Annotated in this window: 19 protein-coding genes and 2 tRNA genes; 18 read left to right on the forward strand and 3 right to left on the reverse strand. The window is 71.1% G+C overall.

Going from position 1 to position 21,231, the window contains the following annotated elements; all coding sequences use genetic code 11:
- Positions 1-17: 17 nt before the first annotated feature.
- The 10 genes from recF to ACSMTC_RS19345 all read left to right on the forward strand — a co-directional run bounded on the left by recF (position 18) and on the right by ACSMTC_RS19345 (position 11,047).
- Positions 18-1,151: a DNA replication/repair protein RecF gene (recF, locus tag ACSMTC_RS19300; RefSeq protein WP_436560942.1), complete on the forward strand. Its 1,134-nt coding sequence runs from the start codon at positions 18-20 to the stop codon at positions 1,149-1,151.
- 200 nt (positions 1,152-1,351) lie between these two features.
- Positions 1,352-1,876, forward strand: a complete 525-nt coding sequence (locus tag ACSMTC_RS19305; protein ID WP_436560943.1) for a DciA family protein — start codon at positions 1,352-1,354, stop codon at positions 1,874-1,876.
- 412 nt (positions 1,877-2,288) lie between these two features.
- On the forward strand, positions 2,289-4,301 hold the full coding sequence (gene gyrB, locus ACSMTC_RS19310; protein WP_436560944.1) for a DNA topoisomerase (ATP-hydrolyzing) subunit B: 2,013 nt from the start codon (positions 2,289-2,291) through the stop codon (positions 4,299-4,301).
- A gap of 52 nt (positions 4,302-4,353) precedes the next feature.
- Positions 4,354-6,948 (forward strand): DNA gyrase subunit A, encoded by a 2,595-nt coding sequence (gene gyrA, locus ACSMTC_RS19315; RefSeq protein ID WP_436560945.1) that lies wholly within the window; start codon positions 4,354-4,356, stop codon positions 6,946-6,948.
- Positions 6,949-7,086: 138 nt separating this feature from the next.
- Positions 7,087-7,758, forward strand: coding sequence for a DUF3566 domain-containing protein (locus tag ACSMTC_RS19320; RefSeq protein WP_436560946.1), 672 nt, complete (start codon positions 7,087-7,089; stop codon positions 7,756-7,758).
- Positions 7,759-7,976: 218 nt separating this feature from the next.
- Positions 7,977-9,323 (forward strand): class I SAM-dependent methyltransferase, encoded by a 1,347-nt coding sequence (locus ACSMTC_RS19325; RefSeq protein ID WP_436560947.1) that lies wholly within the window; start codon positions 7,977-7,979, stop codon positions 9,321-9,323.
- Positions 9,324-9,339: 16 nt separating this feature from the next.
- Positions 9,340-9,413: transfer RNA gene (locus ACSMTC_RS19330), tRNA-Ile, on the forward strand.
- Between the two features lie 575 nt (positions 9,414-9,988).
- A complete protein-coding gene (locus tag ACSMTC_RS19335; RefSeq protein ID WP_436560948.1) occupies positions 9,989-10,357 on the forward strand; it encodes a hypothetical protein in 369 nt (122 codons plus the stop codon).
- Positions 10,358-10,673: 316 nt separating this feature from the next.
- On the forward strand, positions 10,674-10,805 hold the full coding sequence (locus ACSMTC_RS19340) for a DLW-39 family protein (RefSeq protein ID WP_211785814.1): 132 nt from the start codon (positions 10,674-10,676) through the stop codon (positions 10,803-10,805).
- A 169-nt stretch (positions 10,806-10,974) separates the two neighbouring features.
- Positions 10,975-11,047, forward strand: a tRNA-Ala gene (locus ACSMTC_RS19345).
- 83 nt (positions 11,048-11,130) lie between these two features.
- On the opposite strand, the gene ACSMTC_RS19350 is transcribed toward ACSMTC_RS19345, so the two are convergent.
- A complete protein-coding gene (locus ACSMTC_RS19350) occupies positions 11,131-11,973 on the reverse strand; it encodes a DUF5324 family protein (protein WP_436560949.1) in 843 nt (280 codons plus the stop codon).
- Positions 11,974-12,251: 278 nt separating this feature from the next.
- Here ACSMTC_RS19350 and ACSMTC_RS19355 point away from each other — a divergent pair, with 278 nt between their 5' ends.
- Both ACSMTC_RS19355 and ACSMTC_RS19360 read left to right on the forward strand, forming a co-directional pair.
- A complete protein-coding gene (locus ACSMTC_RS19355; RefSeq protein ID WP_436560950.1) occupies positions 12,252-12,776 on the forward strand; it encodes a peptidylprolyl isomerase in 525 nt (174 codons plus the stop codon).
- Positions 12,777-12,916: 140 nt separating this feature from the next.
- Positions 12,917-13,810: a rhomboid family intramembrane serine protease gene (locus ACSMTC_RS19360; protein WP_436560951.1), complete on the forward strand. Its 894-nt coding sequence runs from the start codon at positions 12,917-12,919 to the stop codon at positions 13,808-13,810.
- 309 nt (positions 13,811-14,119) lie between these two features.
- Here the strand turns inward: ACSMTC_RS19360 and crgA are convergent, their stop codons facing one another.
- The gene (gene crgA / locus ACSMTC_RS19365; protein ID WP_436560952.1) at positions 14,120-14,368 is read right to left on the reverse strand and encodes a cell division protein CrgA; all 249 of its coding nucleotides are present in this window, start codon (positions 14,366-14,368) and stop codon (positions 14,120-14,122) included.
- Between the two features lie 216 nt (positions 14,369-14,584).
- On the opposite strand from crgA, the gene ACSMTC_RS19370 reads away from it, so the two are divergent.
- From ACSMTC_RS19370 to ACSMTC_RS19395, 6 genes are all read left to right on the forward strand, one after another.
- Positions 14,585-15,334, forward strand: a complete 750-nt coding sequence (locus tag ACSMTC_RS19370) for a DUF881 domain-containing protein (protein ID WP_436564737.1) — start codon at positions 14,585-14,587, stop codon at positions 15,332-15,334.
- A gap of 124 nt (positions 15,335-15,458) precedes the next feature.
- Complete coding sequence (locus ACSMTC_RS19375; RefSeq protein ID WP_436560953.1) at positions 15,459-15,629, forward strand: hypothetical protein; 171 nt, start codon at positions 15,459-15,461, stop codon at positions 15,627-15,629.
- Between the two features lie 64 nt (positions 15,630-15,693).
- Positions 15,694-16,356, forward strand: a complete 663-nt coding sequence (locus ACSMTC_RS19380) for an aminodeoxychorismate/anthranilate synthase component II (RefSeq protein ID WP_436560954.1) — start codon at positions 15,694-15,696, stop codon at positions 16,354-16,356.
- 3 nt (positions 16,357-16,359) lie between these two features.
- Positions 16,360-17,373 (forward strand): class E sortase, encoded by a 1,014-nt coding sequence (locus tag ACSMTC_RS19385; RefSeq protein WP_436560955.1) that lies wholly within the window; start codon positions 16,360-16,362, stop codon positions 17,371-17,373.
- Between the two features lie 30 nt (positions 17,374-17,403).
- A complete protein-coding gene (locus ACSMTC_RS19390; protein WP_436560956.1) occupies positions 17,404-18,156 on the forward strand; it encodes a class E sortase in 753 nt (250 codons plus the stop codon).
- Positions 18,157-18,286: 130 nt separating this feature from the next.
- Complete coding sequence (locus ACSMTC_RS19395) at positions 18,287-18,955, forward strand: hypothetical protein (protein ID WP_436560957.1); 669 nt, start codon at positions 18,287-18,289, stop codon at positions 18,953-18,955.
- A gap of 54 nt (positions 18,956-19,009) precedes the next feature.
- Here ACSMTC_RS19395 and pknB read toward each other — a convergent pair whose 3' ends face one another.
- Positions 19,010-21,061 (reverse strand): Stk1 family PASTA domain-containing Ser/Thr kinase, encoded by a 2,052-nt coding sequence (gene pknB, locus ACSMTC_RS19400; protein ID WP_436560958.1) that lies wholly within the window; start codon positions 21,059-21,061, stop codon positions 19,010-19,012.
- Positions 21,062-21,231 lie beyond the last annotated feature (170 nt).

A 21,231-nucleotide genomic window follows, 5' to 3' on the forward strand; every position in this document is an offset into this window, starting at 1 on the left:
GAGCGCAGTCCACCCCCATGCATGTCGCGCATCTGTCGCTCGCCGACTTCCGGTCCTACGCCCGGGTCGAGGTGCCCCTCGACCCGGGCGTGACCGCCTTCGTCGGGCCGAACGGCCAGGGGAAGACCAACCTGGTCGAGGCGATCGGGTACGTCGCCACGCTGGGCAGCCACCGGGTGGCCACCGACGCCCCGCTGATCAGGCTCGGTGCCGAACAGGCGGTGGTCCGCACCGCCGTGGTCCAGGGCGGCCGCACCACCCTGGTGGAGCTGGAGATCAACCCGGGCCGGGCCAACCGGGCCCGGATCAACCGCTCCGACAACGTGCGCCCGCGCGACGTCCTGGGCCTGCTGCGCACGGTGCTGTTCGCCCCCGAGGACCTCGCCCTGGTCAAGGGCGACCCGGGTGAGCGCCGCCGCTTCCTGGACGAGCTGCTGACCGCCCGGGCCCCCCGGCTGGCCGGTGTCCGGCAGGACTACGAACGGGTGCTCAAGCAGCGCAACGCCCTGCTGAAGACCGCCGCGGCGGCCCGCCGCTCCGGCGGCGGCCGGGGCGCCGACCTCTCCACCCTGGAGGTCTGGGACAACCACCTGGCGCGGGCCGGAGCCGAGCTGACCGCCTTCCGGATCCAGCTGGTGACCGCGCTCCAGCCACTGGTGGCGCGGGCGTACGAGCAGCTCGCCCCGGGCGGTGGGGAGACCGTGCTGGAGTACCGCAGCTCCTTCGAGGGCGCCGCCCTGCCGACCAGCCGCGAGGAGGCCGAGCAGCAGCTGCTGGCGGCGCTGGCCGAGGCCCGCCCGCAGGAGGTGGCGCGCGGGCTGACCCTGGTCGGGCCGCACCGCGACGAGCTCGGCCTGAAGCTGGGGCCGCTGCCCGCCAAGGGGTACGCCAGCCACGGAGAGTCCTGGTCGTACGCGCTGGCACTGCGGCTGGCCTCGTACGAGCTGCTCAAGGCCGACGGCGGGGAGCCGGTGCTGATCCTGGACGACGTCTTCGCAGAGCTGGACGCGCGCCGCCGGGACCGGCTGGCCGAGCTGGTCGCCGGTGGCGAGCAGGTGCTGGTCACCGCGGCCGTGCCGGAGGACGTGCCGAAGGCCCTGTCCGGCGCCCGCTACACCGTCTCCGACGGCACCGTGACCCGGCTCGGCTGAGAGGCCCTTCGGGCACGCCGCCGGCCGGGCGGACCCCTGAACACCTACACACGGTCCCCGACCGGACCTCCGACCGGACCCCCCGAACGCCCGCGCGCTGTCCCCGCCTGCCCGGAACCCCGAGTGGAGTGGATCACTGTCGCGGCGCCGTAAGCTGGAGGACTTCGTTGTCCACAGCCTGGGGAAAGGAGATCGCCGCGGTGAGCGACCAGGATCCGAGGTCCCTGGAGCCGTCGGGCGTTGATCTGGCCCGGGTGGCGCTGCGGGCGGCCAAGGAGCAGGCGCGCAAGCGCGGCGAGCAGGTCCGGGAGAAGCGCGAGGCCAAGCGGCACGGTCTGCGCAGCGGTGCCCGCGCGGACGGCCGCGACCCGGTGCCGCTGGGTGCGGCGCTGAACCGGCTGATCACCGAGCGGGGCTGGGAGGCTCCGGCGGCGGTGGGCGGGGTGATGGGCCGCTGGCCGCAGATCGTGGGCCCCGATATCGCGGCGCACTGTGTGCCCAAGCAGTACGCGGAGGCCGAGGCGGTGCTCACGGTGCAGTGCGACTCCACCGCTTGGGCGACTCAACTCCGTCTGCTGGCACGCCAGTTGGTGGCCCGTCTGAACCACGAGCTGGGCCATGGCACGGTCCGGGTGATCAAGGTGCTCGGTCCGGACGCGCCCCGGCGCGGCTACGGCCGGCTGCGGGCGCCGGGCAGCCGCGGCCCGGGGGACACCTGGGGTTAGGGCCCAGCCCTTCGGCCGCGGGCCTCGCCGCCGGGTGCCCCGGGGGCAGCCCCCTCGCCCCCTCCGGCGGTCGCCTCCGCGCCCGTGCCCGGGGCGGGGCCCGTGGGCCGGTGCTCTCGGGGGTGGTGTGGCCGTTGGTTCCGGGCAGTAATCGGAGGAGCCTCCTCCGGAACCGCTGGCGGCCCGCGTAAGGGCTCTGAGCCCCCCTGTCGAGTATCGGGACATGTGCGGAGGGGATTCAGGGCGGCACATCTGCCCTCAGGGGCTGCCAAACGCCCATCTCTGTCAGTCGTACCGGTAGACTAAGAGCCAAACACCGTTGCTCGTAGCAACCGAGTCGAAACGCCGTGGTCGCAGGCCCGCCCGGAACCGGGTGGGGGTGCGGCCCGCGCTGTGCCAGAGAGGGCGCTTCGTGGCCGATTCCGGCAACTCCAGCCAGACCCCAGAATCCACCGACCAGGCCGCCGAGGGCTCCTACACCGGTAGCAACATCCAGGTGCTGGAGGGCCTCGACGCCGTCCGCAAGCGCCCCGGCATGTACATCGGCTCCACGGGGGAGCGCGGCCTCCACCACCTGGTGTACGAGGTGGTGGACAACTCCGTCGACGAGGCGCTGGCCGGGTTCGCCGACACCATCGACGTGACCATCCTGGCCGACGGCGCGGTCCGGGTCGTCGACAACGGCCGCGGTATCCCGGTGGACATCGTCCCCGGCCAGGAGAAGCCGGCCGTCGAGGTCGTGCTGACCGTGCTGCACGCCGGTGGCAAGTTCGGCGGCGGCGGGTACGCCGTCTCCGGCGGTCTGCACGGTGTCGGCGTCTCGGTGGTGAACGCGCTCTCCACCCGCCTGTCGGTCGAGATCCTCCTGCACGGCCGCCGCTGGACCCAGGACTACAAGCTGGGTGCCCCGACCGCGCCTCTGGCGAGCACCCCGCTGCCCGCCGAGGACGCCGGCCGCACCGGTACCAGCGTGACCTTCTGGGCCGACGGCGACATCTTCGAGACCACCGTCTACTCCTTCGAGACGCTCTCCCGTCGCTTCCAGGAGATGGCCTTCCTCAACAAGGGCCTGACCATCTCGCTGACCGACGAGCGCCCCGAGCACCTGGACGAGGAGGGCAAGCCGCTCTCCGTCACGTACAAGTACGACGGCGGCATCGCCGACTTCGTCGCCCACCTCAACTCCCGCAAGGGCGAGCCGGTCCACCCCTCGGTGATCGACTTCGAGGCGGAGGACAAGGAGAAGTCGATCTCGGTGGAGGTCGCGATGCAGTGGAACTCCTCGTACACCGAGGGTGTCTACTCCTTCGCCAACACCATCCACACCCACGGCGGCGGTACCCACGAGGAAGGCTTCCGCGCGGCGCTGACCGGTCTGGTCAACCGCTACGCGCGCGACAAGAAGCTGCTCCGCGAGAAGGACGAGAACCTCTCCGGCGAGGACATCCGCGAGGGTCTGACCGCGATCATCTCGGTCAAGCTGGGCGAGCCGCAGTTCGAGGGCCAGACCAAGGACAAGCTGGGCAACACCGAGGCCAAGACCTTCGTCCAGCGCGTGGTGCACGAGCAGTTCGGCGACTGGCTGGACCGCAACCCCAACGAGGCCGCGGACATCATCCGCAAGTCGATCCAGGCCGCCACCGCCCGGGTGGCCGCCCGCAAGGCGCGCGACCTGACCCGTCGCAAGGGCCTGCTGGAGAGCGCCTCGCTGCCCGGCAAGCTGAGCGACTGCCAGTCCAAGGACCCGGCCGAGTGCGAGATCTTCATCGTCGAGGGTGACTCCGCCGGCGGCTCGGCCAAGCAGGGCCGCGACCCGCGCACCCAGGCGATCCTCCCGATCCGCGGCAAGATCCTCAACGTCGAGAAGGCCCGGATCGACAAGGTGCTGCAGAACACCGAGGTCCAGGCGCTGATCTCGGCCTTCGGCTGCGGCATCCAGGAGGACTACGACGAGTCCAAGCTGCGCTACCACAAGATCGTCCTGATGGCGGACGCCGACGTCGACGGTCAGCACATCCGCACCCTGCTGCTGACCCTGCTGTTCCGCTTCATGCGGCCGCTGGTCGAGGCCGGGTACGTCTACCTGGCCATGCCCCCGCTGTACAAGATCAAGTGGGGCAAGGACGACTTCGAGTACGTCTACTCCGACAAGGAGCGCGACGCGGTCATCGCGGCCGGGGTCGAGGCCGGCCGCCGCCTGCCCAAGGACGACGCGATCCAGCGCTTCAAGGGTCTGGGCGAGATGAACGCCGAGGAACTGCGGGTCACCACCATGGACGCGGCGCACCGCCTGCTGCTCCAGGTCACCCTGGAGGACGCCGCCCGCGCCGACGACCTGTTCTCCGTCCTGATGGGCGAGGACGTGGAGGCACGCCGCTCCTTCATCCAGCGCAACGCCAAGGACGTCCGCTTCCTGGACGTGTGATCCCCAGCCGGATCCCACGAACCAGTCACGCGTGAAAGGAAACTGACCACCAGTGGTCGACGAAAACCGTCCCGACGGCGACGAGCAGCCGGAGAGCACCGAGGCCCAGGGCACCCTGCGGGTCGAGCCGATCGAGCTCGAGACCGAGATGCAGCGCTCGTACCTCGACTACGCGATGAGCGTGATCGTCAGCCGTGCCCTGCCCGAGGTCCGCGACGGCCTCAAGCCGGTGCACCGCCGCGTGCTGTACGCGATGTACGACGGCGGGTACCGGCCCGAGAAGGGCTACTACAAGTGCGCCCGCGTGGTCGGCGACGTGATGGGTAACTACCACCCGCACGGCGACACCTCGATCTACGACACCGTGGTCCGCCTGGCCCAGCCGTGGTCGCTGCGGATGCCGCTGGTGGACGGCAACGGCAACTTCGGCTCCCCGGGCAACGACCCGGCCGCGGCCATGCGCTACACCGAGTGCAAGATGATGCCGCTGGCCATGGAGATGATGCGCGACATCGACGAGGACACCGTCGATTTCGCGGCCAACTACGACGGCCGCTCGCAGGAGCCGACCGTCCTGCCCGCGCGCATCCCCAACCTGCTGATCAACGGTGCCACCGGTATCGCGGTCGGCATGGCCACCAACATCCCGCCGCACAACCTGCGCGAGGTCGCCTCCGGTGCGCTCTGGGCGCTGGAGCACCCGGACGCCTCCAACGAGGAGCTGCTGGAGGCCCTGATCGAGCGGATCAAGGGCCCGGACTTCCCGACCGGCGCGCTGATCGTGGGCCGCCGCGGCATCGAGGACGCCTACCGCACCGGGCGCGGCTCGATCACCATGCGCGCGGTGGTCGAGGTCGAGGAGATCCAGGGCCGCCAGTGCCTGGTGATCACCGAGCTGCCGTACCAGGTCAACCCGGACAACCTGGCGCTGAAGATCGCCGACCTGGTCAAGGACGGCAAGATCGCCGGTATCGCGGACGTCCGCGACGAGTCCTCCTCGCGCACCGGCCAGCGCCTGGTGATCGTGCTCAAGCGCGACGCGGTCGCCAAGGTCGTGCTCAACAACCTGTACAAGCACACCGACCTGCAGACCAACTTCGGCGCCAACATGCTGGCCCTGGTCGACGGCGTGCCGCGCACCCTGTCGCTGGACGCCTTCATCCGGCACTGGGTCAACCACCAGGTCGAGGTCATCGTCCGCCGGACCACCTTCCGGCTGCGCAAGGCCGAGGAGCGGGCGCACATCCTGCGCGCGCTGCTGCGCGCCCTGGACGTGATCGACGAGGTCATCGCCCTGATCCGGGCCTCGGAGAGCGCGGACGCGGCCCGCACCGGCCTGATGGGCCTGCTCTCCATCGACGAGCTGCAGGCCAACGCGATCCTGGAGATGCAGCTGCGCCGGCTGGCCGCCCTGGAGCGCCGGCGGATCACCGACGAGCACGACGAGCTGCAGCGCCGGATCGACGAGTACAACGTCATCCTGGGCTCGCCCGCCCGCCAGCGCGAGATCATCTCCGAGGAGCTGACCGCGATCGTCGAGAAGTACGGCGACGAGCGGCGCTCCACCCTGATCCCCTCCGACGGTGACTTCTCGATCGAGGACCTCATCGCCGAGGAGGACATCGTCGTCACCATCACCCGTGGCGGCTACGTCAAGCGCACCCGCAGCGACCTGTACCGCTCGCAGAAGCGCGGCGGCAAGGGCGTGCGCGGCGCGCAGCTGAAGCAGGACGACATCGTCGACCACTTCTTCGTGACGACGACCCACAACTGGATCCTGTTCTTCACCAACAAGGGCCGGGTCTACCGGGCCAAGGGCTACGAGCTGCCCGACGCGGGCCGTGACGCCCGCGGTCAGCACGTGGCCAACCTGCTGGCCTTCCAGCCGGAGGAGCACATCGCCCAGGTGATGGCGATCCGCACCTACGAGGACAAGCCGTACCTGGTCCTCGCCACCCGGGCCGGCCTGGTGAAGAAGTCCCCGCTGAAGGACTACGACTCGCCGCGCTCCGGCGGTCTGATCGCGATCAACCTGCGGCAGGACGAGGAGGGCCGGGACGACGAGCTGATCGGCGCCGAGCTGGTCTCCGCCGAGGACGACCTGCTGCTGATCTCCAGGAAGGCGCAGTCGATCCGGTTCACCGCCACCGACGAGGCGCTGCGGCCGATGAGCCGGGCGACCTCCGGCGTGAAGGGCATGTCCTTCCGTGAGGACGACGAGCTGCTGTCGATGAACGTCATCCGTCCGGGTACGTACGTCTTCACCGCCACCGACGGCGGCTACGCGAAGCGGACCTCGGTGGACGAGTACCGTGTCCAGGGGCGCGGCGGATTCGGCATCAAGGCGGCGAAGATCGTCGAGGGCCGCGGCTCGCTGGTCGGGGCGCTGGTGGTCGAGCAGACCGACGAGATCATGGCCATCACCCTTTCGGGCGGCGTGATCAGGACCAGGGTTTCCGAGGTTCGTGAAACCGGACGTGACACCATGGGCGTCCAACTGATCAACCTCGGGAAGCGCGATGCGGTGGTGGGCATGGCCCGCAACGCGGAGGCCGAGGAAGAGGAGATCTCGGAGGACGAGGACTCTGCGGAGACCTCGCCCCGGGCTGAGGGAACCACGGCGGGTGGCCCGGCCGAGCAGGCCTGATCGCACGCCCGGCTGACCGGCGTCCGCCCATCGGGGGCGGACGCCGGTCGAGCGGTGTCCGGCCGAGGTGGCCGGGCACCGGACACGGAGTGACCAGGGCGGACCGCCGGCCTGGCGGTTGACTGCGGGAGGACCAGGGTGAGTGGAGCCACAGGTGCTGCGGGAGGGGCCTCGGGCGGCCTGCCGGGTGCCGGACAGGGCGGGGCGCCGTTCGGTGGAGCGCCGCAGCCGTCGGCGGCTCCCCCGGCCGCTTCCACCTCGGTGATGCCGTCGGTCGGCGGGTCGCAGGGCACGTCCGGTGGCTTCTCGACGCCGACCACGTACACCACCAAGGGCCAGCCGACGCCGGCCCGGGGTACCAAGACCGGCCAGGGCGGCTCGGCGCCGAGCCGGCCGGGCACCGCTCCTGCGGCGGCTTCCTCCGGGCTGACCGGGGCCCGGGTGCGCAAGGCCCGGCTGCGGGTCACCAAGGTCGACCCGTGGTCGGTCATGAAGGTGGCCTTCCTGCTCTCCCTCGCGGTCGGCGTGATCATCATCGTGGCGACCGCGGTGCTGTGGATGACGCTGGACGGCCTGGGCGTCTTCGACTCCCTGGGCAGCACCCTGAAGGAGGCCACCGGCGCGGACACCTCGGGCGGCTTCAACCTGATGGACTACGTGGGCTTCGGCCGCGTGATGGTCTTCACCACCCTGATCGCGGTGGTGGACGTGGTCCTGATGACCGCGCTGGCCACCCTCTCCGCGTTCATCTACAACACGGCGGCCGGCTTCACCGGCGGCGTCGAACTGACCCTGGCCGAAGAGGACTGACGAAGCGTCCGAAAATCTTCGTCAGGTCGGTCGACCGGAAGCAGTGGGCCCTGGAGACTGTTGAGTCTTCAGGGCCCGCTGGCGTTCGAGTGAGACCCCGGCGATCCCGGCGTGCCGCCCGAACCCGTGACGGCCGCTCTGGGTTAGCTGGCGGCCGAGTCGAGGGGTGGGCCCCGGTGGCGGCAGGGTGAGCAGTTACGGCTGGTCGGAGGCGCTCGATGGCAGAGGTGGCAACGCAACTCGTAGGCGCGCTGGAAGGTCTGCTGGGGACGGGGCTCCCGCTCCGCGTGCAGGCCTGGGACGGCAGTGTGGCGGGCCCGTCCGGGGCACCGCTGGTGGTTCTGCGCAACCGGCGCGCGGTGCGCCGGCTGATCTGGCACCCCGGTGAGCTGGGCCTGGCCCGCGCCTACGTCTCGGGGGACCTCGACCTCGCCCCGGAGACCGACCTCTACGAGGTGATGAGTGCCGTCGCCCACTTCACCGAGCTGCCGCAGATCCAAGGGCTCAAGCTGGGTGTGCGCGAGCTGCTCGGCCCCCCGGGGCGCCGTCTGCTCGGTGTCGCGACCCGGACCGGGGCGATCGGCCTGCAGCCCGCCCCGCCGCCGGAGGAGGCCAGCCAGCAGGGCCGCCTGCACAGCCGCAGCCGCGACCGCGACGCCATCAGCCACCACTACGACGTCGGCAACGACTTCTACCGGCTGGTGCTGGGCTCCTCGATGGTCTACTCCTGCGCCTACTGGACCCCGGAGGGCAAGAGCCTGGAGGACGCCCAGGAGGCCAAGATCGACCTGATCTGCCGCAAGCTGGGCCTGCGGCCCGGGACGCGCCTGCTGGACGTCGGCTGCGGCTGGGGCTCGCTGCTGCTGCACGCGGCGAAGAACTACGGCGTGAGCGCGGTCGGCGTCTCCATCTCCAGGGAGCAGGTCGCCCTGGCCCGCCACCGGATCGCGGAGGCCGGCCTGGCCGACCGGGTCGAGGTGCGGCTGCAGGACTACCGGGAGGTCCCCGACGGCCCCTTCGACGCCGTCTCCAGCGTCGGCATGGCCGAGCACGTCGGTGCCGCCCAGTACCTGCGCTACGCGCGCGGCCTGTACGACCTGCTGGCCCCCGGCGGCCGGCTGCTCAACCACCAGATCGCCCGCCGTCCCGGCCGCCCCGGCGAACCGTACGTGCCGAGCCCCTTCATCTCCTCGTACGTCTTCCCGGACGGCGAGCTCGCCCCGGTCGGCAGCACCGTCTCCCTGCTGGAGGAGGCCGGCTTCGAGGTCCGGGACGTCCAGTCCCTCCGCGAGCACTACGCGCTCACCCTGCGCGAGTGGGTGGCCAACCTGGAGGCCGGCTGGCCGGAGGCGGTCAGGCTGGTCGGCCGCGGCCGGGCCCGGGTCTGGCGTCTCTACATGGCCGCCTCGGCCCTCGCCTTCGAGGAGAACCGCATCGGGGTCAACCAGGTGCTCGCCGTACGCACCGCCCCCGGGGGACTCAGCCACCTGCCCGCGACTCGCGAGGAGTGGCTCGCGGGGGAGCCCGCCGGAACGGATTTGGGAGATCGGCGGTCGGTCCGCTAATCTTTCAGTGCGGCAAGGGCCTATAGCTCAGACGGTTAGAGCGCTTCCCTGATAAGGAAGAGGCCACAGGTTCAAGTCCTGTTAGGCCCACCGGCACAGAAGGCCCGGAGTGGACATCCACTCCGGGCCTTCTGGCGTTTCCGGGCACGTTTTCCGTATTCGGCCGTGACCACCGTGCCGTCGGCTCGTTGTCCCGGGTGCGCAGAGGCAACTTGGGTGGGATGACTCGAAACTGCAGTGAAGTTGGGGATTGCCGGGCGACAGAACCGGTCATTGGATCCGTGGACGTGGTGCGACCTCTGCTCCTGCTGGCGGATGCTCCAGCCCCGTGCCCCGGGTGACAGGGCGGTCCACACTTCACTTCAAGCCATGGAGGCATCCCATGTCCATGGAAGTCGCCCTGTTCGAGTCCAGGACCCTGCGCAGGTACCTGGGCGGGCGGACCGAGGCGCTCGACAAGGTCAAGGCGCTGCAGCTGCTGCCCGACGGGCTGCATGTGACGACCCGGATGGTCGCCGACTACTTCGAGGTCGGCGAGCGGGCCGTGAACACGCTGATCCAGCGGCACCGCGAGGAGCTGGAGAGCAACGGTTTCGCCGTACTGAAGGCTGTGGATAACCCGGCCGTTAAAAGCTTCAACTTGAAGCCTACGCAGGTCAGGGGCCGTGGCCTCGCCGTCTTCCCCCGCCGGGCGGGCGGTGCTCAACGTGGCGATGCTGCTGCGGGACAGCGAGGTCGCCAGGAGTGTCCGGCGGTACCTGCTGGACACGGAGGCGGACCGCGTCACGGCGAGCGGATGCTGCTGCTCCCGGCTGGTCGAGCAGGTGTCCGAGCGGTTCCACGACCGGGTCTCGGAGGTCGAGCGGCGGCTGAGCGACTGCGAGGGGATGGTGCACGCGGACCGGGCGTTGCTGGGGGCGATGAGCGCACGGCTGTGCCAGGTCGGCGAGGACGTGAGGGAACTCCGGCTCGACATGGCCGAACTGCGGGGCGGTCTCGCACGGCTCGGCGAGCGGCGGCCCCGGCGGCGCTGACCGGGACCGGCCCGGCCCGCTCCGCCCGACGGCCGGAGCGGGCCGGGTCGTACCGCCAGGTGGGCCCGTGTGCGGGTGTGTCGCGGGGCCGGGAGGCCGTCCGGGAGCGGGCGCCAATCAGGCGCGGGGATCGGGCGGTTGGCCTGGCGGGGGCCGTTCGGCGAGCGGTTACCGGTGTGTATCATCAGCCGCAAGGCGGTCTGCGACCCCGGCCGCTGGTTCGTGCTCGTACACCAGAGGACTCGCGAGCGATCCCTTCACGAGGGGGAGCCCTGCCGGGTCCGCCACAAGCAAGCAAGAAGGACGAGGTCCCGCGGTGAAGAAGCTTCTCCTGGTCGCCCTGGTCGCCCTCGGCGGCTTCTTTGTCTACCGTCAGGTCCAGGCGGACCGCGCCGAGCAGGACCTGTGGACCGAGGCCACCGACCCGGTCCCGGCCGGCGCCCGCTGAGACACCGGACGATCTTTCGGACGGACGATGTGCCGGAGGCCGGACCCGGTTCTCCGGAGGGTGAGCCCCGGCTCGACGGCCGGGACTCACCCGCGGTGTGCCGCTGCGGTACGGATACCTGCTGAAGATTGCCTGCAGGACCGGGTACGCTAGGCGCAGCACACCGCACGGGGCTTTAGCTCAGTTGGTAGAGCGCTGCCTTTGCAAGGCAGATGTCAGGAGTTCGAATCTCCTAAGCTCCACCGTGGAATCGGCCGCTGACCTGGGATCAGGTCAGCGGCCGATTCGCGTTTTCCGGCGGCTGCCGGGCCGGCTCCGCGCCGGGTCAGTGCGGTTTGCGCGGGTCGTGGGGCTTGGGCCGGTCGTCGGGGGCGGGCTTGCCGGGCGTGGGCCCGGGTTTGGGGGCGGGCGGCTCGTCGGTGGGGTGGCCGTCGGGCTGGTCGGTGGCCTGGTCCCGGGGGCCTGCGCCGTTGAGCTGGGGCTCGGCGGCGGTCGCGCCGGTGGAGCCGCCGGCACCGGGGCCGACGGGGGGTTCGACCAGCCAGTCCGGGTTGCTCTGGCGGCGCCACCACTGCCAGGTGAGCACGCCGGCGCCGATGGCCAGGATGCCCGCGACGGCGAGGCCGGTGGCCCAGCCGCGCCTGCACCTGGCGCTGCGCCTGGCGTTCTTGGTGGCGAGCTCGGTGATCTCGGCGGAGCTGACGTTGCCGTGCAGGGCGGCCAGGGCGGCGGCGCCGCGGCTCTGTGCCTCCTGGGCGACCGGGACGATGGTGGTGCGGGCGCCGTCGATGGCGTCGGAGACCCGGGGAGCGACGTTCGCCCGGGCGTGGCCGGCGGTCTGGCGGGCGGCCAGGGCGGCTTCCTGGGCCCGGTGGACGGCTCTGAGGGTGTTCTGCTGGGCCTGCGGCGGCAGTGCGGCGAACGCCTGCTCCAACTGGGGGGCGACGTGTCTGGCGTAGTGGACGCGGGCGGCCTGGGTGGCGTGTGCGGCGCCGACCCTGGCCTGGGCGCCCGCCGAGCTGACCACGGGGCCCAGTGCCTCCAGCGCGGGGCCGAGCCGCTGCCTGGCCTCGTCGGCGTAGTGCAACGCGGTCTCCTTGGCGGTGGTGGCATAGGGAGTCAGTGTGTCTCTGGTCCGGCCGGCCGCCTCACGAGCTGAGTGGGTCACGAGCTTCTCCTCCTGGGTGGCGTCCTGTATGCACATTTCCACCTGATTGGAGATCATGCATGCTGTTTTGTCCCTCTGGCGCGCCGGGTTGGGCCGTACGCGGGGCGCACGCGGTCGTACGGCGTACGGGGACCGCGCCGGGGAGGTACGGGGCCGGGTGGCGGGCCGTGCACGGTCGGTGGGCCGGTGGCCGGGCGGTGGTTCGGGTGCCCCGAAGGCCGTGCACGGTGGGATGGCATGATCGGAACGTCCGTTGTACAGACCCAGGGAGGCACACCGTGGCCGAGGAACTTTTCGCCACTCTGAAGACCAACCGCGGCGACATCGTCATCAGGCTCTTCCCGAACCACACCCCGAAGACGGTGGCGAACTTCGTGGAGCTGGCCGAGGGCACTCGCGAGTGGACCCACCCCCGCACCGGTGTGAGCTCCGCCGGCCCGCTGTACGACGGCACCGTGTTCCACCGGGTGATCAGCGACTTCATGATCCAGGGCGGTGACCCGCTGGGTACCGGTACCGGGGGCCCGGGTTACCGCTTCGCCGACGAGTTCCACCCGGACCTCGCCTTCGACCGTCCGTTCCTGCTGGCCATGGCCAACGCCGGCCCGGGCACCAACGGCTCGCAGTTCTTCATCACGGTCGCGGCGACCCCGTGGCTGAACCGCAAGCACACCATCTTCGGCGAGGTCGCGGACGAGGCCGGCCGCAAGGTGGTCGCGGACATCTCGGCCGCCCCCACCGGCCGGATGGACCGCCCGGTCGAGGACGTCGTCATCGAGTCGGTGGAGATCACCCGCCGCTGAGGCGGGCCGGCGGGTGCGCCGCGGTGCGACCCCGGCCGAAACGCTGGGAGGCGGCGGGCACCGGCAGTAGCCTTGACGGTCCCGGCGGTACCCCGTACGCGGTGGTGCCGCCTGGACCGCTCTTGAGGAGGTAACCCCGGATGCTTCCGGACGAGACGGCCCGACCACAGCCCGAGGCGGCCTCGGGTCTTTCCCGCTGCTACCGGCACCCCGAGCGGGAGACCGGTATCGCCTGCACCCGCTGCGGGCGGGCCCTCTGCCCGGAGTGCATGGTGAGCGCCTCGGTGGGGTTCCACTGCCCGGAGTGCGTGCAGGGCACCCGTCGGCAGGCCGCGCAGACACAGGTCCGCACCAGGTTCGGCGGTGTGCTCGCCCAGGACGGCACGCTGGTCACCAAGACGCTGATCGGGATCAACGTCGTGGTCTTCCTGCTGACCGAGTACCTGCGCCCGGAGCTGAAGGAGACGCTCTCCCTGCACAGCCTGGTCCCGCCGTACTGGTACCAGCCGTACGGCGTCGCGGCCGGGCCGGACCAGTGGTACCGGCTGGTCACCGCGGCCTTCGTGCACACCGGTCTGCTGCACCTGGCGATGAACATGGTCTCGCTCTGGGTGATCGGGCCCAATCTGGAGCGGATGCTGGGCCGGCTGCGCTTCGCCGGCCTGTACGCCGTCTCGGGGCTGGCGGGGAACGCCTTCGCGTACCTGGTCGCCGGGGGCAGCCTCTACTCGATGGGCGCCTCCGGAGCGATCTTCGGCCTGCTGGGCGCCACCGCGGTGCTGTTCCGGGTCACCAGGACGCCGCTGGGGCCGCTGATGGCGCTGCTGGTCTTCAACCTGGTGATCACTTTCTCGGTGCCGTACATCGACTGGCGCGCCCATGTGGGCGGTCTGGTGGCCGGGGCCGTCACCGGAGTGGGCCTGATGTACGCCCCCAGGGCGCACCGCGCCCTGGTGCAGGGGTTGACGCTGGCCGGGATGCTCGCGCTGTCGGTGCTGCTCGTGGTGGTGGAGACCGCCCGGCTCGGAGTGTGAGGCGGCGCCGCCGGGCGGTGGTGGGGCGTCCGGTTGTCCACAGCGTGCAGGGGACTGTGCACAGCCCGTGTGGGGGGTCGGCTGGGGATATCGCCTCTACGCGCGTCCAGCTGTGCTTATGCCGGGACGTCGGCGCTCTTTCCGCCGGTCGCGATGGGCAAGTTATCCACAGGCTGGGCGGACTTTTCCCCACTGTGGATAACCGTGTGGATAAACGTACGGTTCGACGGGCCCGGCCTGTTGTGGACAGGCGGAAGCACCGCTTCGGACCGAGGTCCGAAGCGGTGCGGGAAACGGCTCAGAAGACGGTCACTTCCACTGGGTGGAGACGCCGAAGCCGGCGGCGATGAAGCCGAAACCGGCCAGGATGTTCCAGTTGCCCCAGCTCTGTACCGGCCAGGTGCCGCTGGTCACGTAGTAGGTGACGATCCACACCAGGCCGACCAGGAACAGCGCCAGCATCAGCGGAGCCACCCAGCTGCGCCCGGAACTGATCTTCACCGTGGCCGTCGTCGGCGGGGTGTAGTCGGACTTCTTGCGGAGTCGAGACTTCGGCACGAGGGGCTCTCCTGTCGATGCGCTGTGACCGCGCAGGGTGCAGCGGGGCGGGCGGCGGTGGCGACGGTCCGTGCGGGGGGAACGATCGGCCCGGACCTCCGCCAGGGGAACCTGGAGGGTGTACCGGACAGGGCGATCCGCACGTGCCACCTGCGTCCGTTAGCGTAGTGGCTCGCCGGGTCTGAGGGAGATAAGGGTACGGTGCCTAATTTCACGATTCCCCGGGGCTCCGGCCCAGTTCGCCGCCCCGGCACCCGAATTGTCGGACGTGCACTGACCTGCACGGTTTTCTCCCTGGCCGGACTGCTCTTCTACATCAGCGCGGAGACCGCCCGAGGCACCGATCTGCGCACCGACAACTCGCTGCTGCGCCTGAGCGACGTGATACGCCAGCGCAGCACCCAGAACCAGCAGGTCCAGGCGCAGCTCACCGATCTCCAGCACCGCGTCGACGCACTGGCCGGGCAGAAGGTCGATCCGTCCGGCACGGCCCGGCTGGGACCGCTGCGCGCGGCCGCGGGGCTCGAGCCGGTGAAGGGGCCGGGTCTCACCGTCACCCTCAACGACGCCCCGCCGGACGCCACCGCGCGCATCCCGGGCGTCCCCGACCCGGGCGTCAACGACCTGGTGATCCACCAGCAGGACATCCAGGCCGTGGTGAACGCGCTGTGGCGCGGCGGAGCGGAGGGCATCCAGGTGATGGACCAGCGGCTGATCGCCACCAGCGCGGTCCGCTGCGTCGGCAACACCCTGCTGCTGCAGGGCCGGGTCTACTCGCCGCCCTATGTGATCAGGGCGGTGGGCCGTACCGACGCGCTGCGGGCGGCGGTCAACGGCGATCCGTCGATCAACAACTACCTCAAGTACGTCGCGGCGTACGGGCTCGGCTGGAAGGTGCAGGAGAACACCGGCCTGACCCTGCCGGGGTACGCGGGCAGCACCGATCTGCACGCGGCCGACGGTTAGCGGACGAATGGCCGCGACGGTCACCGGTCACCGGGGGCACAGGAGTGGACAACTCCGGTGATGTGGCCTGTCCGGCGGGCGGTGCGGTCTAGTCTTGACACCGACCTGAACCCGAAGGAGCGGCATGTACGGCTGGATCTGGCGGCACCTGCCGGGGAACACCCTGGTCCGGTCGGTCATCGCCGTGCTGCTCGTGCTCGGGGTGGTCTACGTCCTGTTCCAGTACGTCTTCCCGTGGGCCGAGCCGCTGCTGCCCTTCGGGAACGTCACGGTGGACCAAGGCGGAGCCGGCTGACCGGCCCCGCTCCCCGCTCTTCCCCTGCCGGCCGGCAGGACCGCACTTCAGGAGTAGCGCGCGTATGACCTCCGCCGGAAGTTCGCCACGGATCCTCGTGGTGGACAACTACGACAGCTTCGTCTTCAACCTCGTCCAGTACCTGTACCAGCTGGGCGCCACCTGCGAGGTGGTGCGCAACGACGAGGTGACGGTCGGGCACGCGGTGCACCGCGACGGCGAGCGCGGCTTCGACGGGGTGCTGCTCTCCCCCGGGCCCGGGGCGCCGGAGGAGGCCGGGGTGTGCATCGAGATGGTGCGCCACTGCGCGGAGATCGGGCTGCCGGTGTTCGGGGTGTGCCTGGGGCTGCAGTCGATCGCGGTGGCGTACGGCGCGGTGGTCGGCCGGGCGCCGGAGCTGCTGCACGGCAAGGTCTCGCAGGTCATGCACGAGGACGGCGGCGTCTTCGAGGGGCTGCCCTCGCCGATGACCGCGACCAGGTACCACTCGCTCGCGGTGGAACCGGCCACCGTCCCCGACCACCTGGTGGTCACCGCGCGGACCGACAGCGGCGTGATCATGGGGTTGCGGCACCGCGAGCTCCTGGTCGAGGGCGTGCAGTTCCACCCGGAGTCGGTGCTCACCGAGGGCGGGCACCGGATGCTCGCCAACTGGCTGGCGGAGTGCGGCTTCCCCGAGGCGGTGGGCCGCTCGGCCGGGCTCGCCCCGGTGATCGGCCGGAGCTGACGGATGACGACGCTGCGCCCGGAGGGGGGCGCGCAGACCGGGGCGGGGCCGGGGCGGGACGCGGCCTCGGGTGAGTGGGGAGTCTACGAGCCGGTGCGCGAGCCGGCCTGGGTACCGGCCGAGCAGACGATGCGGCTGCGGCCGGTCCCCGGGGACGGCCCCGGCGGTGCGGACGGCGGTGCGGACGGCCCCGGCGGTGCGGACGGCGGTGCGGACGGCCCCCGGGCGGGGCGGCGCCGGGCCGCGGGCCGTACCGCGGCGCGTTCGGGCACCGGGCGGCGCCGGGCCGCCGGGCGGCCGAGCGGCCCGCGGCCGCCGCGGCCCAAGGAGGCCGGGAGGGTGGTCGCCGCCCGGCTGGTGGGCGAGCTGTTCATCACCCTCGGCCTGCTGATGCTGCTCTTCGTGGCGTACCAGCTGTGGTGGACCAATGTGCAGGCGGACGCCGCCGCCGACGGCACCCGCACCCAGCTGGAACAGCAGTGGAGCAAGCCGCAGCCCACACCGGCCCCGGGCAGCGCGGACAAGCCCGCCGGGGCGTTCGAGCCGGGCAGGGGCTTCGCGATAATCCACATCCCCAAGCTCGGGCTGACGTATCCGATCGCCGAGGGCACCGGGAAGCAGCAGGTGCTCGACAAGGGGCTGGTCGGGCACTACGTCGGCACCGCGATGCCCTCCGACAAGACCGGCAACTTCGCGGTCGCCGCGCACCGGACCACACACGGCCAGCCGTTCCGGAAGATCGGTCAGCTGGTGCCGGGAGACAAGATCGTGGTGGAGACCGCGACCTCGTTCTACACCTACGAGGTGGCGGGCGGCATCCCGGAGACGCCGCCGTCCAACGTCACGGTGCTCCAGTCGGTGCCGAAGGGATCACCGTTCAGCCAACCGGGTCGTTACATCACCATGACGACGTGCACACCCGAGTTCAGTGCCCGGGGAAGGCTGATCGTCTTTGGCAAGATGGTCGACGAACGGCCGCGGAGTCAGGGGCAGCCTCCTGCGCTGACCGGCGGCTAGGCACCCGTACCCGAGGGGCGAGGCGGCGGCGTGGAGATCGTGCTGGACGAATCCTCAGAACCCTCGCGGGACGGGCGGCGTCGTCGCCGGGCCCGGCGCGGCGCGGTGCTGGGTGCGATCGGGGAACTGCTGATCACCGTCGGTCTGGTGCTGGCGCTGTTCGTCGGGTACTCGCTGTGGTGGACGGACCTGGTCGCCGACCGGCGGGCCGGGCTGCGGGCGGACCGGCTGCGCGACAGCTGGTCGGCTCCGGCGGTGCCCGGTGCGACGGCGCAGGCCCCGCCGCCGGTGTACCGGGCCGGGGACGGGGTGGGCTTCCTGCACGTTCCCGCACTCGGCCGGGGCTACCAGGTGCTGATCCGGATGGGCACCGGCGGCGAGGTGCTCGACGAGGGCGTGGCCGGGGTATACGAGGAGCCGTACCGGGCCGCGATGCCCTGGGAGGAGGAGGGCAACTTCGCCCTCGCCGCCCACCGGGACGGCCACGGCGCCAGGTTCCACGACCTCGACCGGCTCGCTCCGGGAGACCCGATCGTGGTCGAGACGAGGGACCGCTGGTACGTCTACCGGGTCGACAGCACGCTGCCGCAGACCTCGAAGTACGACACCGGCATCATCGCCCCCGTCCCCGAAGGCTCCGGGTACACCGCTCCCGGCCGGTACATCACGCTGACCACCTGCACGCCGGTGTACACCTCCACCTACCGGATGGCGGTCTGGGGAAGCCTGCTGAGGGTGGATCAGGTGGACGCGAAGCGGACCCCGCCGCCGGAACTGCGCTGAGGCGTGTGGCGGGAGATGCGCGCGGGGCGGGTGCTGCGGTGCGCTCGACTGCGGGGGTGACGCGGCGTCAACCCGGCTCGTTGGAAGTTCGGCAGAACAGGTGCCTGACGAACGGGTGAGACGAGCGCCGATGAACCACGAAGCCGTACTTCTCGAATCCCGCACCATGCGCGGCAGCCTGGCGGACCGCACCGAGGCCCTGGACAAGGTGCGGGCGCTGCGGCTGCTCCCGGACGGGGTGCATGTGACGACCCTGATGGTCGCCGACTACTTCGAGGTGGACGAGGAGGCGGTCAACAGCGTCGTCCGCCGTCACCGGGCCGAGCTGCAGGACAGCGGGATGGCCCGGCTAACCGGCTCTGACCTGCAGAGTTTTCTAGTGGTCAACATGACCACTAGAAAATCCCCGGGCCGCGGCCTGCTGGTCTTCCCCCGCCGGGCGGTGCTGAACGTGGCGATGCTGCTGCGGGACAGCGAGGTGGCGCGCCAGGTCCGCCGGCAGCTGCTCGACCTGGCCGAGGCGCCGGCCGCCTGGCCGGAGGCCATGGTCACCGAGACCGCCGAGCGGGCGGCGGCGGGGGCACGGGCGGAGCTGGCCGAGCTGCGGGAGGCCTATGTGCGCCTGGTGCGGCAGCTGGAGGCGGAGCGGGCGCTGGTGGCCGCGATGAGCGTACGGCTCGCGGACACGGTGGGCGAGGTGCGCACCCTGGGCGGCCGGGTGGACATGCTGTGCGCCCTGAGCGGCTCCCCCGGGCCCGGCAGGCGGCGCCACCCGGGACCGGGCCCGGGCAGGCGGTGAGGGGGAACGCGAAGGGGGCCGCGGTGGCGGCCCCCTTCGGTGTGTGTGCGGCGGTCAGTGACCCGGCCCCGGCGGGTTGGGGCCACCACCGTTGTTGCCCCCGGGGTTCGGCACGGTGAAGAGCTGGATCTGGGTCCCCGGGTCCACCAGGTTGTTGGTGCCAGGGGAGGTGTTGACGACGAGGTTCTTGTCGTCGCCTCCGGCGCCGGCGAAGGTCCAGACCAGATTGGCCGACTTCAGGATGGACATGGCCTCCTTGACGGTCTTGCCCTTCACGTCGGGGACCGGCACCTTGTCCGGCGTCTTGTAGACCGTCAGGGTGATCGTGGCGCCCTGGGCCACCTTGGAGTTGGCCGGCGGGTCCTGGTTGGCGACGATGTCGACCTTGCTGGGGTCGGTGGCCGGGGTGGTCTTGATGTTCACCACGAAGCTCTGGGACGACAGCTGCTGCTGGGCGGCGTCGACCTGCTGGCCGATCACGTTGGGGACGGTCGCCTTGGACTTGCCGGAGGAGACGACCAGGTCGACCGAGGTGTTCGGGGCGGCGTTGCCGGTGACCGACTGGGACAGCACCTTGTCCTGGGGCGTGTTGTCGTCGTTCTTGTAGGTGACGTTGCCGACCGTGAAGCCCGCCTTGGTCAGGGCGGCCTTCGCGTCGTCCGAGGACTTGTTGGTGACGTCCGGGACGGCGACGGAGGCCGGGCCGCTGGAGAGGTGCACCTTGATCGGGGTGCTCACGTCGACCTGGGTGCCCGCGGTCGGGTCCTGGGTGCAGACCTGGTCCTTCTGGATGTTGTTGTCCGGGCAGGCGATGGCGTCCGCCGCCGTCACCTGGAGCTTGGCGTTCACCGCGGCCGCGGCGGCCTGGGCGTCCTTCAGGGACTTGCCGACCAGGTTGGGCGCGGAGACCTTGGAGTCGGCGGTCTTGGTCGACTGGGTCATGGCGTCGAACACGAAGTACGCGCCGACCAGTACCAGCACGGCCGCGATCGCCAGGATGATCCAGGAGGTGCTGCTCTTCTTCGGCTGGTCCTGACGCCGGCCGCCCGGCTCGTAGCCGTCGTCGCCCGCGCCGTCCTGGTAGCCGTAGCCGGGCTGCTGACCGCCGACCGGGGCCATCATGGTGGTCGGTCCGGCGGCGCCCTGCTGCGGCAGCAGGTTGGTCTGGCCGTACGGGTCGTGCTGGGTCTGGTAGCCCTGCTGGTCGTAGCCGTAGCCGGGGGCGCCCATGCCGAAGGCGGCGGCCTGCTGGGCGGCGGCGACCGGGAGGCCGTCGAGGAAGCGCTCGATGTCGTCGCGCATCTCGTCGGCGGACTGGTAGCGGTAGTCCCGCTCCTTGGCGAGCGCCTTGAGCACGATCGCGTCGATCTCCGGGCGGACCTCGGGGTCGTACGCGGAGGGCGGCATGGCCTCCTCGCGGACGTGCTGGTAGGCCACGGCGACCGGCGAGTCGCCGATGAACGGCGGGCGCACGGTGAGCAGCTCGTAGAGCAGGCAGCCGGTGGAGTAGAGGTCGGAGCGGGCGTCGACGGTCTCGCCCTTGGCCTGCTCGGGGGAGAGGTACTGGGCGGTGCCGATGACGGCGGAGGTCTGCGTCATCGTCATGCCGGCGTCGCCCATCGCACGGGCGATGCCGAAGTCCATGACCTTGACGTTGCCCTGGCGGGTGAGCATCACGTTGGCGGGCTTGATGTCGCGGTGGACGATGCCGGCCCGGTGGGAGTACTCCAAGGCCTGGAGGATGCCGATGGTCATCTCCAGGGCGCGCTCGGGCAGCAGGCGGCGGCCGGAGTGCAGCAGTTCGCGCAGGGTGGAGCCCTCGACGTACTCCATCACGATGTACGGGATGGAGATGCCGTCGATGTAGTCCTCGCCGGTGTCGTAGACGGCGACGATGGCTGGGTGGTTGAGGGAGGCCGCGGACTGGGCTTCGCGGCGGAAGCGGGCCTGGAACGACGGATCCCGGGCCATGTCGGCCCGGAGCGTCTTCACTGCGACGGAACGGCCGAGTCGGGTGTCATGGGCGAGGTAGACCTCGGCCATGCCGCCGCGTCCGAGGACGCCCCCGAGCTCGTACCTGCCGCCGAGGCGACGAGGCTCTTCCATAGTTCCGACCCTCTCCCTCACCTGCCGGTGAGGATGTGACGTAGGTGTCCGCGCACGCTCTGTTGGACGCTGTCCGTCGTCACGGTGGTTCTGTGACGACGTGGGCGAGCGGCGGGCACACCCGCTGCTGCGGATACGCTACCGGTCCTGCCAGAGCCTGCCGGGGCAGG

The organism is Kitasatospora sp. HPM-01-4 (assembly GCF_051374625.1).
Lineage (GTDB): Bacteria > Actinomycetota > Actinomycetes > Streptomycetales > Streptomycetaceae > Kitasatospora.

Bases quoted from the DNA above. Each gene is read 5' to 3' on its own strand.
- recF (WP_436560942.1), top strand. From the start codon at position 18: ATGCATGTCGCGCATCTGTCGCTCGCCGACTTCCGGTCCTACGCCCGG.
- ACSMTC_RS19325 (WP_436560947.1), top strand. From the start codon at position 7,977: ATGGCAGAGGTGGCAACGCAACTCGTAGGCGCGCTGGAAGGTCTGCTG.
- ACSMTC_RS19360 (WP_436560951.1), top strand. From the start codon at position 12,917: ATGCTTCCGGACGAGACGGCCCGACCACAGCCCGAGGCGGCCTCGGGT.
- ACSMTC_RS19375 (WP_436560953.1), top strand. From the start codon at position 15,459: ATGTACGGCTGGATCTGGCGGCACCTGCCGGGGAACACCCTGGTCCGG.
- ACSMTC_RS19380 (WP_436560954.1), top strand. From the start codon at position 15,694: ATGACCTCCGCCGGAAGTTCGCCACGGATCCTCGTGGTGGACAACTAC.
- ACSMTC_RS19385 (WP_436560955.1), top strand. From the start codon at position 16,360: ATGACGACGCTGCGCCCGGAGGGGGGCGCGCAGACCGGGGCGGGGCCG.
- ACSMTC_RS19395 (WP_436560957.1), top strand. From the start codon at position 18,287: ATGAACCACGAAGCCGTACTTCTCGAATCCCGCACCATGCGCGGCAGC.
- pknB (WP_436560958.1), bottom strand. From the start codon at position 21,061: ATGGAAGAGCCTCGTCGCCTCGGCGGCAGGTACGAGCTCGGGGGCGTC.